The organism is Flavobacterium plantiphilum, from assembly GCF_046000495.1.
GTDB lineage: Bacteria > Bacteroidota > Bacteroidia > Flavobacteriales > Flavobacteriaceae > Flavobacterium > Flavobacterium plantiphilum.
The window spans coordinates 231,835-248,673 of sequence record NZ_JBELQA010000001.1 but is presented as its reverse complement, the minus strand read 5'-3'; the positions used below and the strand labels follow the sequence as shown (position 1 = coordinate 248,673).

Genomic DNA, 16,839 nt, shown 5'->3' with positions numbered 1-16,839 from the left:
CCTGACAAAACATCTTATACTATTGTAGCATATTCATAAAATCATTTTCTGAAATAATGGGGATATTTAATTTATTAGCTTTATCCAGTTTTGCCGGTCCCATATTATCTCCTGCAACAACATAATTTGTTTTAGCCGAAATAGAACTCCCTACTTTCCCTCCATTATCTTCAATAGCTTTTTTGAGCTCCTCTCTTGAAAACGCTGTAAAAACTCCTGAAACAACAAAAATCTTTCCTTCTAATTTATTGGTCGCATTCAGGTTTATTTTTTCAACAATTTCAAATTGAACACCGTAACTTTTAAGTCGTTCAATGATAATTTTATTTTCTTCATTTTCAAAAAAATCAACCACGCTTTGTGCTATTCGATCCCCAATCTCATCCACCAAAACCAATTCTATCAAACTGGCTTTACTTAACGCATCAATATTTTTATAATGCTTGGCTAATTTTCTGGCCACTGTCTCCCCTACATAACGAATTCCAAGGGCATATAGTACACTTTCAAAAGGAACGGCAGTTGATTTTTTTACTCCGTTGACCAAATTTTCTGCTGATTTTTGTGCCATTCTATCCAAAGGCAAGATTTGCTCAACTGTTAATTCATACAAATCAGCATAGTTATGAACCAAACCATTATTAAAAAGAAGCGCAACTGTTTCTCCACCCAGGCCTTCAATATCCATTGCTTTTCGGGAAATAAAATGCTGAATTCGCCCAATAATCTGCGGTGGACAACCATAAAAATTAGGACAATAATGATTCGCTTCACCTTCGTTTCTTATTAATTCGGTATGACATTCCGGACAGTGGGTAATATATTGAGTAGGCTCTGAATTTCCAGGACGCTTAAACAAATCAACCGCAATAATCTTAGGGATTATTTCTCCTCCTTTTTCGACAAAAACAGTATCATTAATTCTGACATCCAGTTTTTTAATTTGGTCAGCATTGTGTAACGAAGCACGTTTTACAATTGTTCCTGCTAATTGCACCGGCTCCAAATTAGCAACAGGCGTAATCGATCCCGTTCGCCCTACCTGATACGAAATAGAATTTAAACGGGTAAATACCTGCTCTGATTTAAATTTATAAGCCATTGCCCAACGCGGGGACTTAGCCGTATAACCTAATTCTTCCTGATGTTGTATACTATTTACTTTTACAACCACACCATCAGTCTCATACGGTAAATTATGTCGGTGTATATCCCAATAATCTATAAAATCAAAAACATCCTGTAAATTATTAGCAACAATAGCTTCTTTAGGCACTTTAAACCCCCAGTTTCGGGCAGCAATCAATCCGTCAAACTGAGAAGAAAAAGACAGCTTTTCACCTGCAACAGAATAGAGTAAACACTCCAAAGGTCTTTTAGCCACCTCAGTACTGTCCTGTAATTTTAAACTTCCGGAAGCCGTATTTCTGGGATTAGAATAAGGAATCTCACCAATTTCTATCAATTCCTGATTCATTTTTTCGAACCCGGCAAAAGGTAAAATAATCTCACCTCGAATATCAAAATTTTCAGGATAATTATCTCCTTTTAAAGTCAGCGGTACAGAACGAATAGTCTTAATGTTATTTGTCACATCATCACCCTGAAACCCATCACCACGGGTAACCGCACGAACTAATTTTCCTTTTTCATAAGTTATACTAATAGAAGCTCCGTCATATTTCAATTCGCAGGTGTATTGCAAATCGACGTCACCTAAAACTTTCTGAATACGCTTCTCCCATTCTATTAAATCTTCTTTAGAATAAGAATTATCTAAAGAATACATTCGCTGCCTATGCACTACAGTCTGGAAATTTTTAGTGATTGCTCCCCCCACTCTTTGGGTTGGAGAATTTGAATCAAAATATTCCGGATATGCATTCTCCAAATCCTGAAGTTCTTTTAGTTTTATATCAAACTCATAATCAGAGATTGTAGCATTATCTAAAACATAGTAGTTATAATTATGAAGATTAAGTTCTTCTCTTAATTCCTGAATTGTATTTAGCGTATCCATATAAAAAAAATTGGTCATTTTAGCTTCTGTAAACAGCGTACTAAAATAACCAATTTAAAAGAAATAATCTTAAAAATTACGATTCTATAATTGAATTTATTTGTTGAAATAATTGTCCGTCACTAAGGAAAGCACCTTGCTGAATCAACGAAAAAACGGATGCATTACGTTCATCAGTAAACACTTTTTTTCCTACTTTCATTTCAATTGTTTCGGTGAACATGTTATCACTCAGCCATTGCAAACCATCCTTGGTTAAAAAATCAACTTCAGGAACTAAGGATTTTAAAACAATTGATTTTACTTCAGTTTCAAAACATTGAAAAAGGAAAATATGATTTTTAGAAAAATGCTCTAAATATTCTGCTTTAGACAAAACACCTTCCCAAATCAAATCAGAAAAAACATCCAGTTCCTGCTCAGCCACTTCTGGTTTTTCTGTTTTAATCTTATCCCATTCTGCTTTATCAATAGACTGGGTCGCTAAAAAATTAGTAAATTCCGGATGTAGTTCTTCAAACTGTTCTTTTGTAAGTCTTGTGTATTTCATGTCATTTCGAGGAACGAAGCAATCTCGTTCCAGTTTAATTAAAAATTCAAAAATGATGCGATTGCTTCGTTCCTCGCAATGGCATCAAACAAAAAAAAATCCCGATCTCGTTTTTTAGAACGAGACGGGATTTAAATATGATTATTAAGAAATTATGCTTTTTCAGCAACAATTTCGTATGGTAAATCAACGATAACATCTCTGTGCAATCTTACAGTAGCTGAATATTTTCCAGTACGTTTAACGATTCCGCTTGTGATGAATTTTCTGTCGATAGACTGTCCTGCTTTTTCTAAAGCTGCAACGATGTCAATATTTGTGATTGAACCAAATAATTTTTCACCACCTGCTTTTGCAGAAATTTTAATTTCAAGCCCTTTTAAAGTTTCAGCTAACGCTTTAGCATCAGCAACAATTTTAGCTTCTTTGTGCGCTCTTTGTTTTAGGTTCTCAGCTAATACTTTCTTTGCAGAAGCAGTAGCCAATTGAGCAAATCCTTGAGGGATTAAGTAATTACGACCGTATCCGTTTTTTACAGTTACTACATCGTCTTTAAATCCTAAATTCTGAACGTCTTGTTTTAAAATCAATTCCATGTTGTTGTCCTTTGTTATAGAAGTTAGCCCGCCGTGGCGAGGCAACAACTGTTGTTTTTATATTATTTTAATAAATCGGCCACGTATGGCATTAAAGCTAAGTGACGCGCTCTTTTTACAGCTACAGACACTTTTCTTTGGTATTTCAATGAAGTTCCTGTTAAACGACGTGGAAGAATTTTTCCTTGCTCATTAACAAATTTCAATAAGAAATCAGCATCTTTATAATCGATGTATTTGATTCCTGATTTTTTGAAACGACAATACTTTTTAGTTTTGTTAGTTTCTATATTTAAAGGAGTAAGATATCTGATATCTCCGTCTTTTTTTCCTGAAGCAGATTGTTGTAATGTTGCCATGATAATTAAGCTTTTTGAGATTTAAGTTTTGCTCTTCTTCTTTCAGCCCAAGAGATAGCATGTTTGTCAAGACTTACAGTTAAGAAACGCATAACTCTTTCGTCACGTCTGAATTCAGTTTCAAATGCCAAAAGAACTTCTCCTGATACTTTGAATTCAAACAAATGGTAAAAACCAGATTTCTTGTTTTGGATTTCGTAAGCCATTTTTTTCAGACCCCAATCCTCTTTAGCTACCATTTCTGCTCCTCTACTAGTAAGAAAATCTTCAAATTTGCTTACTGTTTCCTTTACCTGAACATCAGATAAAACGGGATTTAAAATGAAAACAGTTTCATAATGATTCATAAAAATTTTATTTATTTGTTAAATTGGCTGCAAAAGTAATCTTTTTATTCGAATAAAAAAACAAAAATAAACTTTATTCGTTGTACTGCAAAAAAAACCGATTAAGATTAGCATTTGTAAATAAATTACAATACTTTTACTTAGCCAAATCTTAAAATATAAAAAATATGAAACTTAATTGTGTCATAGTAGATGATAGTTCAATACAAAGAATGATTATCACAAAGTTAGTAAATAATCACCCTAATCTACATCTTGTGGGTGATTTTTCAAATGCAATTGAAGCAAAAAGCTGCATGTCTATACATTCAGTAGACTTAATCTTTCTTGATATAGAAATGCCTGTCATTAGCGGTTTTGACTTTTTAGACGGACTAAAAACCAAACCTCAGATTATTTTCATTACTTCAAAAGCAGAATATGCTTTAAAAGCATTTGATTATGATGCTACCGACTATTTGCAAAAACCTATAGCATTAGATCGTTTTAGTACCTCTGTAAAAAGAGCGATTGACTTACATCTACTTAAACAAGATACAAAAGAAGAAGAAGGTGAGCATATTTTTATCAAAAGTAATTTGAAAAAATTAAAAATCTACACTTCAAGAATCAAATGGATTGAAGCCTTTGGAGATTATGTAAGAGTAGTTACTGAGGACGACAGCAATCTGGTGCTTTCCACAATGAAATCATTTGAAAACGACTTACCAAGCAAGAAATTTGTTCGCGTTCACAAATCCTACATTATTAATATAGACAAAGTAGAACGATTCAATAGTAAGTTTGCCGAAATCGGAGCAACAAAAATTCCGTTAAGCAGAAACAAAAAAGACGATTTAATTAAAGCATTATCTTTCGCTTAATAAAAATCTACATTTAGCGCCACTTTTATCACCCGGTATTGCGGCACAGCATCAAAACTATTCAATATTTTTTGGATAGTTTTTTTTATATTGTTAATCGACAAATTTTGAGGAATTTTAATCATTATTGTCCTGATAAATTCATTTCTGATTCTGTTAATCCCTGGTTCTTCGGGCCCAAGAACAGGAATATTTAAATTTTGATTTAACACCTGATACAACCACATCGATCCTTCTTTTAATTTATCAAAATCACGATGTTTCAAAGTTATTTTAATAATTCTGAAATAAGGAGGATACATATATATCCTGCGATCATACAACTGTTCCTTATACATCCCGGCATAATCATTATTAGTAACCTGCTGAATGGTATTATGATTAGGATTATAAGTCTGAATAATTACTTTTCCCTGCTTTTCTGAACGCCCTGAACGTCCCGCAACCTGAGTCATGGTTTGAAAACTTCTTTCAAAAGCTCTAAAATCAGGATGATACAACATATTATCAGCATTCATAATTCCTACCAAACTCACATTATCAAAATCCAGACCTTTGGCAAGCATCTGCGTTCCAACCATAATGTCGATTTCGCGATTCTTAAAACTATCAATAATTCTTTCGAAACCAAATTTTCCGCGGGTAGTATCCTGATCCATCCGGCCTATTTTACTATCTGGGAACAATTGTATCAGTTCCTGCTGAATTTGTTCAGTTCCAAAACCTTTAGTTGTTAAATCAATACTGGAACAGCTGTGACAATTTGTAGGTTTAGCAATCGAGTATCCACAATAATGACAACGCAGTTGATTTTTATGTTTGTGATAGGTAAGACTAACATCACATTGCCGGCATTGCGGCACGTGACCACACGTCATACATTCTAATAATGGTGAATACCCTCTTCTGTTCTGAAACAAAATTACCTGTTCTCCTAAAGACAAAGCGACAGCAATTGCATCAATCATAACATCACTAAAATGTCCCGTCATCCTTTTCCTGAAATATTTGTCTTTTAAATCCACTAATTCAATTTCAGGCATCATCACATTCCCGTAGCGCTTGCTGATTTGAACCAAACCATATTTAGCTGTCACCGTATTGTAATAAGATTCAATACTGGGCGTAGCTGAACCCAGCAAAACCTTCGCTTTGAAAAAACTGGCTAAAACTATCGAAGCATCACGGGCATGATATCGGGGTGCGGGATCTGTTTGCTTAAAAGTCTGTTCGTGCTCTTCATCAACAATTACAAAACCTAAGTTTGAGAATGGTAAAAACAAAGCCGACCTCGCTCCTATTACAATTTGTGCTTTCTCCGAATTCTGCAACACCTGACTCCAGACTTCTACACGCTCATTATTATTGTATTTCGAATGAAAAACAGCTACTTTATTTCCAAAATGAGCCTGCAATCGCGTTACTAATTGTGTGGTCAGAGCAATTTCAGGCAATAAATACAAAACCTGTTTTCCCTGAACCAGATAATCTTCTATGAGTTTAATATAAATTTCTGTTTTCCCACTCGAAGTGACACCGTGCAACAAACAAACTTCTTTTTCCAGTAAACTCGCTTTAACTTCTTCAAAAGCTTTTTGCTGCGCTTCACTTAATTGCAATTGATTAGAATCAGATTCTCCTGTAAAGCTAACCCGGTCTTCCTGTATCAGATAGTCTTCAAATACCTCTTTATCAATCAAAGCTTTTACTATACCCGAAGAAACTCCCGAAACTTCCGTTAATTGTTTCACAGCAACAGGCTGTTTCTTTTCACTGGCACTTAACTGAAAATATGCAAGTACTATTTCTTTCTGTTTATTGGCATTTTTTAATGTACTTAATAAATTATTCAGTCCCTGATCTGAATCATACTTAGGATGCAGCCTGATGTACCGGACTAATTTTGGTTTATAACTTTCCTGTATCTCCTCCTGTAAAATTAAAATTCCTTTGTCTATTAATTTCTGAATAACGGGAAAAACACTTTTTTTATTCAAAATTCCAATGACATCCTGAATCCGGAGCGATGATTGCTGTTGCAAAGCCTGATAAATCAAAAATTCTTCATCAGTAAGCTGACTTTCATCAACAAATACTCCGCTTTTTTGCGTAATTAAAGTTTCGTTCTCCAACAACAAAGCAGTCGGCATTGCCCCGCGATACACATCACCGATAGCACACATGTAATAATCCGCTATCCATTGCCAATGTCTGATTTGATTTTCAGTAACAATTGGTTTTTCATCTAAAATCTGATGGATTTCTTTTGCTTCATATAATGCCGGCTTATTTTGATGTAAATCAATAACTAAAGCGGTGTAAATTTTACTCTTACCAAACGGAACCGCTATTCGCATCCCTTTTTGAATATAATCATATTCAGCCTCAGAAACACTATAGGTAAAGGTTTTGGCCAGAGCCAATGGTAAAATTACTTCAACAAAATACATATAACAGTAAGTAGAATTAATAGAAAGAGGGGAAATGAAAATTATTTTTTGACTCTTTGCCAATACTGCGTTCGTCCTAATAACGAAAACCCAATATAACCGCGAACTTTTAATTTATCAGCATTAACAAGGGTTATATAACATTGGTATAACTTTCCGTTTTTAGGATCCAATATTTTACCTGAGCCATATTCTGTCCCTTCCTGACTCAGTCCCTTTATCACAATCATTCCTAAAATAGGTTTACCGGTATCTTCTCCCGAACATTCGTTACAAAGAATATTTCTGTGAGTCGCATCAAAAATTTCAATTACTTTTCCGTAAATTTTCCCTGATTTTTCATAAATTTCAACTACAGATATTGGTTTTCCTGTTTTGTCATCTATGGTCTTCCATTTTCCTAAAACACCTGTATTCTGACAATAAAAAATACTGCTGACCAATAACAAAAATATTGTGATATTTTTTTTCATAATTTATTTTCCATTACTGCCTGTTTTTCATTTCTGTTTTTCAACTTTTTAATCACTTCATTGAGCTCAAAACCAAGCAATAAAATCATGCAGTTAATCCAGATGTAAAACATCACAATTAATAAAGTCCCGATAGAACCATATAATTCATTGTATTTTGCAAAACGAATTACCCAAACTCCAAAAAAATAGGAAGTCAGGATAGTAAGAATGGTTGTAAAAACAGAACCTATAGAAATAAAAGACCTCGTTTCCTGATTTTTTGTACCAAATTTAAACAGAATCGAAGAGGTTACTAAAATCATCAAAATCAAAAAAGCATAACGCCCCATAACCATCAACGGAATTTTATCACTTAAAAAATCCCTGCTTTGAAGCTGCTGAATAAAAACCTCAAAAACAACTATCGTAGCAACAGTAACGATTAACAAAACAGCCAAAAGCAAAGACAAACCAACAGCTACCAAATACTGATGAAAAAAACCTCTTTTAACCAAAACATGTTTCGAATTTTCAAAACCTCCCAAAATCGCATTTAACCCATTCGCCATCAAAAAAACAGATAATAAAAATCCTGATGACAGCAAACCGGAATGACTATTATGAAGAATATCATTGATAATATTTTTTATCGCATAAAAAGTGTTCGGCGGAACACCATCAGCAACAAATTTCAGAAAATCATCCTGAAATCCTTCAATAGGAATAAAAGGAATTAAATTTAAAATAAATAAAGCAAACGGAAATAATGCCATAAAAAAACTAAATGCAATAGCTCCTGCTCTATTAGACAAAGCTCCTTCAGTCAGTCCAATAATGTATAATTCCAATAAATCGTAAAACGCTAATCCTTCCAGCCAATTGAGTTTTACTGTTTTAGACCAATTGACAAAATTGCGTAATACAGGGATTTTCTGAAGCTTTTCTTCTATTTCTACTGACATTCATTTCTTTTTTAAAGCAGTTATTCGATTGCTTTTAAACTCAGATCCATATTGTAAACAGAATGCGTCAACGCTCCGGAGGATATATAATCTACTCCGCATTCCGCATAATTCCGAATAGTATCTTCGTTTATATTTCCCGACGACTCAGTTAAACAGGAATCACCTATAAAAGCAACGGCTTCTCTCGTCATATCATAATCAAAGTTATCCAACAGGATTCTGTAAACACCACCGGCTGCCACGATTTCTTTTACTTCATTTAAATCTCTGGCTTCAACAATAATTTTTAAATCGCGATTATTTTCTTTTAAATATTCTTTGGTTTTGGCTATAGCCAATGTAATTCCGCCGGCAAAATCAATGTGATTGTCTTTCAGCATAATCATATCATACAATGCAAAACGATGATTTTCTCCACCGCCTATCTTTACTGCCCATTTTTCAGCAACACGAAAACCGGGCGTTGTTTTACGGGTATCCAAAATTTTAGTATTTGTTCCTTCCAGTAACCGTGCATAATTACTTGTCTTAGTAGCAATAGCCGACATCCGTTGCATCGAATTTAAAACCATACGTTCTGCCTTTAAAATGGACTGAGAACTTCCTGAAACATAAAATACAACATCTCCAAACTTTACAGCAGCACCATCTTCTATAAAAGTTTCTATTTTTAAATCAGAATCCACATAATTAAAAATCATCTCAGCAAATGCAACTCCTGCAATAATCCCTTCGTCCTTAACCAGCAACTTGGCTTTTCCTTGCGCAGATGCCGGAATACAGGCTAATGAACTATGATCTCCATCTCCTACATCTTCTCTTATCGCATTTGCTATTAATAGTTGTAACTCGTTTTGAAATTGTGTTTCGCTAATCATTTTTACTCCAAATTTATATCTTGCTAAAGTAGGACATATTTTGTGGAATAGAAAATTTGTTTCTGTTTCGCTTTAATTTATTCTGAAGCTAATTCTGTCAAAGATTTAAATATTATATTTGAAAAAATAACCCAAATAACCCTTTTTAATTTTTTATAGAAATGTCATCTGAATCTCCTGAAAACGAAAACAACCGCATTATTGAATTAGTCTCCCAATACATTGACCTGAGTGTCACTCCATTCAACAAACCCGAAAGAACCGTGGTAAAAGTAGACAAACGCGCTCCTATGTACGGAGGAAACGGAGTGGTTTATTTATTACAGATGTTTGATGAAGGCGAACTGACTAATAACCGCATCGGCGCCTATATGGTACTTTTTAACAAAGGCGATGAAGCCGGTTTTCATACCCACGGCTCCCGAAACGAAGAAGAACTTTATATTGTCATGCACGGAGAAGGCGAATATACTGAAATGACCAAAAAAGAAGGTATTATTCGAAAAAAAATACTTAAAAAAGGAAGTATTACCGCCGTGAGTGGTATCGGGTTTCATTCGCTCATCAATACTACCAATGAAGTTTTAATTGTTTTTGTTATCACCACCAATAATCCAAAATAAGATAATCATTCTAAAAAAAACTCCATTTTTTAAATTCCTAATTAAAAACTATCTTCGTCTTTCAATTTAAAGATTGGTCTAAATTATCTTCGGTTAAATATGCAATCTAAATTCTAAAAACAATTCATGTCTTCTAATAATCTCCTGCTTACTCCTATCGAATATTTAAAAGGCGTTGGTCCCAGCAGAGGCGAACTGCTGCGTAAGGAATTAGGAATTCATAAATATGCGGATTTACTTAATTTTTATCCTAATCGCTACATTGACAGAACCCGTTATTATAAGATTAATGAATTGCAAAACAACATTGCCGAGGTTCAGATTATTGGAAAAATAATCAATATTAAAACTGTCGAATTTGCCAAAGGCAGAAAACGTCTCGTAGCCACATTTACAGATGACACCGGACAAATGGAACTCGTCTGGTTTCAGGGGCATAAATGGATTCGCGAATCATTGAAATTAAATGAAGTAATAGTCATTTTTGGAAAATGTACTTCGTTCAACGGTATGTACAACATGGCTCATCCTGAAATTGAATTATGGAGTGAACATCAACAAAGTTTGCGTTCAGCGATGCAGCCCGTGTATCCTTCTACAGAAACACTAACAAACAGGGGGATTTCAAATCGCACAGTTAGTAAAATGATGCAGCAATTATTTTTAGAAACACAAGCTTTATTTTCAGAAACTTTACCTGATTACTTAATACAAAACTTGAAGTTAATCCCAAAGAACGCAGCCTTATTCAATATTCATTTTCCAAAAAGTGCCGAAGCTTTGGCGAAAGCCCAATTCCGATTAAAATTTGAAGAATTATTTTTCATTCAGCTCCAGCTAATTATGAAAAACCTGATTCAGAAACATAAAATTAAAGGGCATCCGTTTACTAAAGTAGGTGAATTTTTCAATGATTTTTACCAAAACCATCTTCCATTTGAACTTACCAATGCCCAAAAAAGGGTGATAAAAGAAATAAGGACAGATATGGGCAGCAATGCTCAAATGAATCGTTTATTACAAGGCGATGTAGGTTCAGGAAAAACCATTGTCGCTTTTATGAGCATGCTGTTGGCTATGGATAACGGATTTCAGGCCTGCCTGATGGCACCCACAGAAATATTAGCCAATCAACATTTTGCAGGACTTTCAGAATTAGCTAATAAACTGAATATAAACATAAAAATACTCACGGGCTCTACTAAAACTTCAGAAAGAAAAATCATTCATGAAGCACTGGAAAACGGAACTTTGCAAATTCTTATAGGAACTCATGCGTTACTGGAAGACAAAGTGAAATTTAAAAATTTAGGTCTGGCAATTATAGATGAGCAACATCGTTTTGGCGTAGAACAGCGTTCTAAATTGTGGAAGAAAAATAATATTCCGCCACACATTTTAGTGATGACCGCTACTCCTATTCCGCGTACTTTAGCGATGAGTTTGTATGGTGATTTAGACATTTCTGTAATTGACGAATTGCCTCCGGGGCGAAAACCAATTCAGACAGTTCACCGGTATGACAGTAACCGGTTAAAAGTCTGGAAATTTATCCGGGACGAAATTGCTATTGGTCGCCAAATTTACATTGTCTATCCGTTGATTCAGGAATCGGAAAAAATGGATTATAAAGACTTAATGGATGGCTACGAAAGTATTTCGAGAGATTTTCCCTTACCACAATATGCCATTTCTATTGTTCATGGAAAGATGAAACCAGCCGATAAAGATGCCGAAATGAAACGCTTTTCCGAAGGAAAAACAAACATTATGGTAGCCACTACCGTTATCGAAGTAGGTGTAAATGTACCTAATGCATCCGTAATGATTATTGAAAGTGCCGAACGTTTTGGACTTTCTCAATTGCATCAGTTGCGTGGTCGTGTAGGACGTGGTGCCGATCAGAGTTATTGTATTTTGATGACCAGTCATAAACTAAGTGCTGACAGCAAAACCCGAATGGAAACAATGGTGCGGACTAATGATGGTTTTGAAATTTCAGAAGTAGATTTAAAATTGCGGGGCCCAGGAAATCTTATGGGAACCCAGCAAAGCGGCGTACTCAATCTTCAAATAGCCGATATTGTTAAAGACAGGGAAATTTTATCTCTGGCAAGAGCGCATGCTATAAAAATACTTTCTGAAGATGCTCCTTTACAAAAACCGGAACATGCTATCTTAAAAGCTGTTTATCTGGAATTGACGAAGAAAAAAAACATCTGGAACTACATTAGTTAAAACTCCCTCTTTTAAAAGTATTATTTTTATTTTTAATAATTCAAATAAACCTTTGTACAAAAAACAAGTCAAACCAGCTATTAGTCAACAGTTCCCACTTATTTATTGCGGTTAAATTGTATTTAATTCAACTATTTTTATTTACCGCAATTAAATAAAAATTAACTTGCAAAAAAAAACAGAATACAGCGCTTTAAAAACAAATCTTTTATATGAAAATAAAAAACTTAATCTACGCTTTATTAATCATAGGATTGGGTTCATTTGTGACCTATCGGGTTATGGAAAATAAAAATGATTCGGAAAATTCTAAAAACAAATCAAATACTAAAGGTCCGGTGAATGTTGACGGGATTATAATACAGCCACAAACTTTCGATAATAATCTTTCTTTATCAGGTTCTATTGAAGCCAATGAGCAGGTGGAAATTCGCTCAGAAGTTTCAGGAATTGTCGAAAGCATCAATTTTAAAGAAGGAAGTCAGGTAACCAAAGGGCAATTATTATTTAAAGTAAATGATTCTGAATTAAGAGCACAACTAAGTCAGACGACCACCAAAGAGACTTTAGCCGCCGAAAATGAAAGAAGAGCCAAACTTTTATTAGAAAAAGAAGCCATAAGTCAGGAAGAATATGATGTGGCCAGAGCCGAATATGCTTCTGCAAAAGCACAAAGCCAATTAATAAAAGCCCAGTTAGCGAAAACTGTTGTTAGAGCGCCATTTTCAGGAAAAATAGGTTTGCGTTCTATATCCGTAGGAACTTATATTACTCCTGCTGTTTTAGTCGCAAAATTAGTCAATACGGCTAAATTAAAAATTACTTTTTCTATTCCTGAAAAGTATGCCTCTCAGGTGCAGTCGGATGCTGTTATTGATTTTACAGTTTCAGGATCTGACAAAGTGTATAAAGCTGCAATTTATGCTGTAGAGCCAGAGGTAGAAGTAGCGACCCGAACATTACAAATTCGTGCTATTGCTGACAATGCCGACGGAAAACTTTTTCCCGGTACTTTTGCCGATGTAAAATTACCTTTAGCCATTATCAAAGATGCTATTGTAGTTCCATCAGAATCCATAATTCCTGTTCAGGAAGGGAAAAAAGTATACATTTCAAATATGGGAAAAGCCAAAGAAGTGATGGTTGAAGCAACTACAAGAACAGCTGCTGAGATTTTAATTCTTTCCGGATTAAAAGCAGGAGACACACTAATTACAAGTGGCGTAATGTCTTTAAAAGATGGTACGCCAGTGAAAGTGAAAGTAAAGTTATAAGTTATGAATTTAGATTATAAGTTTTAAAATCAATTCGCATTTGAAACTCATAATTCATTAATCATACTTCATAAGTCATAATTTATAATTTATAATTTATAATTCAAAAAAAAAAATGAGTTTATCAACCACAAGTATAAAAAGACCCGTATTAACCATTGTACTGAATCTTTTAATCATATTGTTCGGTTTTCTTGGTTATACTTTTTTGGGAGTACGCGAATTCCCTTCCATTGATCCGGCTCAGGTTTCCATAAAAACATCTTACACAGGAGCTAATTCGGATATTATTGAATCCCAAATCACCGAACCTCTTGAAAAAGCGGTAAATGCTATTGACGGAATTCGGAATATTACTTCCTCGAGCAATCAGGGGAACAGCAATATCACCATCGAATTTAATCTGGATAAAAACTTAGAAGATGCAGCAAATGATGTCCGTGACAAAGTTTCGCAGGCCGTTCGAAACCTACCTAAAGACATTGACGCTCCTCCGGTAGTTTCCAAGGCAGATGCCGATAGCGAGTCAATTATTTCGATGACTTTACAAAGTGACAGCCGTAACCAAATGGAATTAAGTGATTATGCCGAAAATGTAATTTCTCAGCGTTTAGAAACTATTCCGGGTGTTAGTGCCGTTCAGATTTGGGGACAAAAACGCTATGCGATGCGTTTATGGATCGACCCTGTAAAATTAGCCGCTTATGGTTGTACTGTTTCTGAAGTTCGTGATGCTTTAAATGCGCAGAATGTAGAATTACCATCAGGAAAACTGACCGGAAAAAATACTGAACTTACCGTAAAAACGATTGGTAATTTATCCCAAGCCGAAGAATTTAACAACATCATTATCCGAACAGACGGAGACAAAATTGTTCGTTTTAGTGACATTGGAACTGCTGAACTGGGACCTGAAAATATTGAAAGCGGATTAACATCATCAGGACTTCCAATGATTGGGATGGCTATTGTACCCATGCCGGGCGCTAATTATTTAGATATTTCAAAAGAGTTTTATAAAAAATATGAGGCGTTAAAAAAGGATTTACCTAAAGATATCAAACTCAATATTGCCTTAGACAATACTGCTTTTGTAAAAAAATCAGTATTAGAAGTAGTTGAAACACTAGGAATTTCGATTCTTTTAGTAATCATTATTATTTATCTGTTTTTCAGAGACTGGGCAATTGCTTTCAGACCTTTAATTGACATCCCTGTTTCCTTAATTGCTACTTTCTTTATTATGTGGCTGTTGGGATTTTCTATTAATGTATTAACCCTTTTGGCGATTGTTTTGGCAACAGGTTTAGTAGTCGATGACGGGATTGTAGTAACCGAAAATATTTTCAAAAAAGTAGAAGAAGGAATGTCACCAATTGAAGCGGCAATAAAAGGTTCCAACGAAATTTTCTACGCTGTAATTTCAATTTCAGTAACACTGGCAGCGGTATTTTTACCGGTAATCTTTTTAGAAGGATTTGTAGGTCGTCTTTTCCGTGAATTTGGTGTCGTTATTGGTTCTGCTGTTTTAATTTCGGCATTTGTGTCCCTGACTTTAACCCCGATGCTGAATGCCTATTTAATGAAAGGCGGCAAACAGAAAAAATCAAAATTTTACCTTAAAACAGAACCCTATTTTGAGAAACTAAACAGCGGTTATGCCGAATCATTGTCGGCTTTTATGAATAAAAAGTGGATTAGTTTTCCTATTTTGATTGTCTGTTTTGGAATGATTTATTTATTTTTCACCATACTTCCTAAAGAAACAGCTCCTTATGATGACCGAAGCTCTGTAGTAATGCGTATGACCACACCTGAGGGATCAACTTATGAATATACTAATCGTTTTATGCAGGAGATTTCACAACTGGTAGACGATTCTATTCCTGAGAAAAAAGTAAGTCTGGTACTTACAGCTCCTAATTCCGGAGGTGCGGCTGCCAATTCCGGCTTTATCAGACTTTCATTAACGCAACCGGATGAAAGAGACAGATCCCAAAAAGAAATTGCTGATAAATTATCGCAATGGACTAAAAAATATCCGGACGCTAAAATATCTGTTATCCAGCAACCCACCATCTCAGTAAACAGGCGTGGTGGATTACCTATTCAGTATATCATTCAGGCACCTACATTTGAGAAACTTCGTGAAAAAATTCCATTATTTATGGAAGAAGTAGGCAACAGTGAAGTTTTCTCAATTACCGATGTAAATTTAAAATTCAATAAACCAGAACTAAATGTAGCCATTGATCGTGCAAAAGCAGAGAGTTTAGGTATTTCGATAGTTGATATTGCACAAACATTGCAGCTTTCATTAAGTGGTCAGCGTTTTGGATATTTTATTAAAAACGGAAAACAATATCAGGTAATTGGTCAGTTTGATCAGCAAGACCGTTCCAAACCATTGGATTTGACTTCTATGTTTGTCAAAAACAACAAAGGACAGCTGATTCAGATGGATAATGTGGTAAAAGTGGAAGAACAAAGCAATCCGCCACAATTGTATCATAACAATCGGTATATGTCGGCAACAGTCTCTGCAGGACTTGCGCCGGGCAAAAGTATTGGCGATGGTATTGCAGCCATGAATCAGATAAAATCAAAAGTTTTAGACGATACCTTTACAACCGATTTGGGTGGTGAATCTAGAGATTTTGTAGAAAGCAGTTCCAATACTTCTTTTGCATTTGGATTAGCACTATTATTAATTTTCCTCATTTTAGCAGCCCAATTTGAGAGTTTCATCGATCCTTTAGTTATTATACTTACCGTACCAATGGCAGTTGCCGGAGCTTTATTTTCATTATGGCTTTTTGATCAGACCTGGAATATTTTCAGCCAGATAGGAACTATTATGTTGATTGGTTTAGTAACCAAAAACGGTATTTTGATAGTCGAATTTGCTAATCAATTACGCGAACAGGGAAAATCTAAATATGAGGCCATTATGGAAGCTTCAGAAGCGCGTTTACGCCCAATTTTGATGACGAGTTTAGCCATAGCTTTAGGAGCCTTGCCAATCGCCATGTCTCTTGGAGCTGCTTCAACCAGCAGAATTGGAATGGGAGTTGTAATTGTCGGAGGAACTATTTTTTCATTAGCATTAACCCTTTTTGTGATTCCGGCTATTTATTTTATGTGGTCCAGAGCCAGAAAACATTATCCTGAATTTGATCGTATCGAAGAATATGAGCAGGAAACTAAAAAGCATTAAAAAG

14 protein-coding genes are annotated in these 16,839 nt (G+C 34.9%); 5 read left to right on the top strand and 9 right to left on the bottom strand.

The features are described from left to right. Positions 1-19: 19 nt before the first annotated feature. From ligA to rpsF, 5 genes are all read right to left on the bottom strand, one after another. Complete coding sequence (ligA, locus tag ABS764_RS01030; RefSeq protein ID WP_408079064.1) at positions 20-2,020, bottom strand: NAD-dependent DNA ligase LigA; 2,001 nt, start codon at positions 2,018-2,020, stop codon at positions 20-22. A 76-nt stretch (positions 2,021-2,096) separates the two neighbouring features. Continuing rightward, positions 2,097-2,570, bottom strand: coding sequence for a DUF6495 family protein (locus ABS764_RS01025; RefSeq protein ID WP_408079062.1), 474 nt, complete (start codon positions 2,568-2,570; stop codon positions 2,097-2,099). 152 nt (positions 2,571-2,722) lie between these two features. Further along, positions 2,723-3,166, bottom strand: coding sequence for a 50S ribosomal protein L9 (gene rplI, locus ABS764_RS01020; RefSeq protein ID WP_408079060.1), 444 nt, complete (start codon positions 3,164-3,166; stop codon positions 2,723-2,725). A 62-nt stretch (positions 3,167-3,228) separates the two neighbouring features. After that, a complete protein-coding gene (gene rpsR / locus ABS764_RS01015) occupies positions 3,229-3,525 on the bottom strand; it encodes a 30S ribosomal protein S18 (protein ID WP_007138295.1) in 297 nt (98 codons plus the stop codon). A 5-nt stretch (positions 3,526-3,530) separates the two neighbouring features. Next, a complete protein-coding gene (rpsF, locus tag ABS764_RS01010) occupies positions 3,531-3,872 on the bottom strand; it encodes a 30S ribosomal protein S6 (protein ID WP_071185910.1) in 342 nt (113 codons plus the stop codon). A 167-nt stretch (positions 3,873-4,039) separates the two neighbouring features. Between rpsF and ABS764_RS01005 the strand changes: the two genes are divergently transcribed. After that, complete coding sequence (locus ABS764_RS01005; RefSeq protein ID WP_408079057.1) at positions 4,040-4,735, top strand: LytR/AlgR family response regulator transcription factor; 696 nt, start codon at positions 4,040-4,042, stop codon at positions 4,733-4,735. Here ABS764_RS01005 and priA read toward each other — a convergent pair. The 4 genes from priA to nadC are packed head-to-tail and all read right to left on the bottom strand — an operon-like array spanning position 4,732 to position 9,483. Further along, a complete protein-coding gene (gene priA / locus ABS764_RS01000) occupies positions 4,732-7,185 on the bottom strand; it encodes a replication restart helicase PriA (RefSeq protein ID WP_408079055.1) in 2,454 nt (817 codons plus the stop codon). The two genes, ABS764_RS01005 and priA, sit on opposite strands and share 4 nt — an antisense overlap. Before the next feature lie 41 nt (positions 7,186-7,226). Continuing rightward, complete coding sequence (locus tag ABS764_RS00995; RefSeq protein WP_408079053.1) at positions 7,227-7,658, bottom strand: DUF2147 domain-containing protein; 432 nt, start codon at positions 7,656-7,658, stop codon at positions 7,227-7,229. Further along, positions 7,655-8,602 carry a YihY/virulence factor BrkB family protein gene (locus ABS764_RS00990; RefSeq protein ID WP_408079051.1) on the bottom strand — a complete coding sequence of 316 codons (948 nt, stop codon included), beginning with the start codon at positions 8,600-8,602 and terminating at the stop codon, positions 7,655-7,657. Before ABS764_RS00990 ends, ABS764_RS00995 begins: the two co-directional genes overlap by 4 nt. A gap of 20 nt (positions 8,603-8,622) precedes the next feature. Next, entirely contained in the window at positions 8,623-9,483 is an 861-nt protein-coding gene (gene nadC / locus ABS764_RS00985) for a carboxylating nicotinate-nucleotide diphosphorylase (protein WP_408079049.1), read from the bottom strand. Between the two features lie 161 nt (positions 9,484-9,644). Between nadC and ABS764_RS00980 the strand changes: the two genes are divergently transcribed. The 4 genes from ABS764_RS00980 (at position 9,645) to ABS764_RS00965 (ending at position 16,835) form a co-directional block, all read left to right on the top strand. Then, the gene (locus ABS764_RS00980) at positions 9,645-10,106 is read left to right on the top strand and encodes a cupin domain-containing protein (protein WP_408079047.1); all 462 of its coding nucleotides are present in this window, start codon (positions 9,645-9,647) and stop codon (positions 10,104-10,106) included. Between the two features lie 126 nt (positions 10,107-10,232). Continuing rightward, positions 10,233-12,344, top strand: coding sequence for an ATP-dependent DNA helicase RecG (gene recG / locus ABS764_RS00975; RefSeq protein ID WP_408079045.1), 2,112 nt, complete (start codon positions 10,233-10,235; stop codon positions 12,342-12,344). Between the two features lie 212 nt (positions 12,345-12,556). Further along, positions 12,557-13,618 (top strand): efflux RND transporter periplasmic adaptor subunit, encoded by a 1,062-nt coding sequence (locus ABS764_RS00970; protein ID WP_408079043.1) that lies wholly within the window; start codon positions 12,557-12,559, stop codon positions 13,616-13,618. A 115-nt stretch (positions 13,619-13,733) separates the two neighbouring features. Continuing rightward, on the top strand, positions 13,734-16,835 hold the full coding sequence (locus tag ABS764_RS00965; protein ID WP_408079041.1) for an efflux RND transporter permease subunit: 3,102 nt from the start codon (positions 13,734-13,736) through the stop codon (positions 16,833-16,835). Positions 16,836-16,839: the final 4 nt, after the last annotated feature.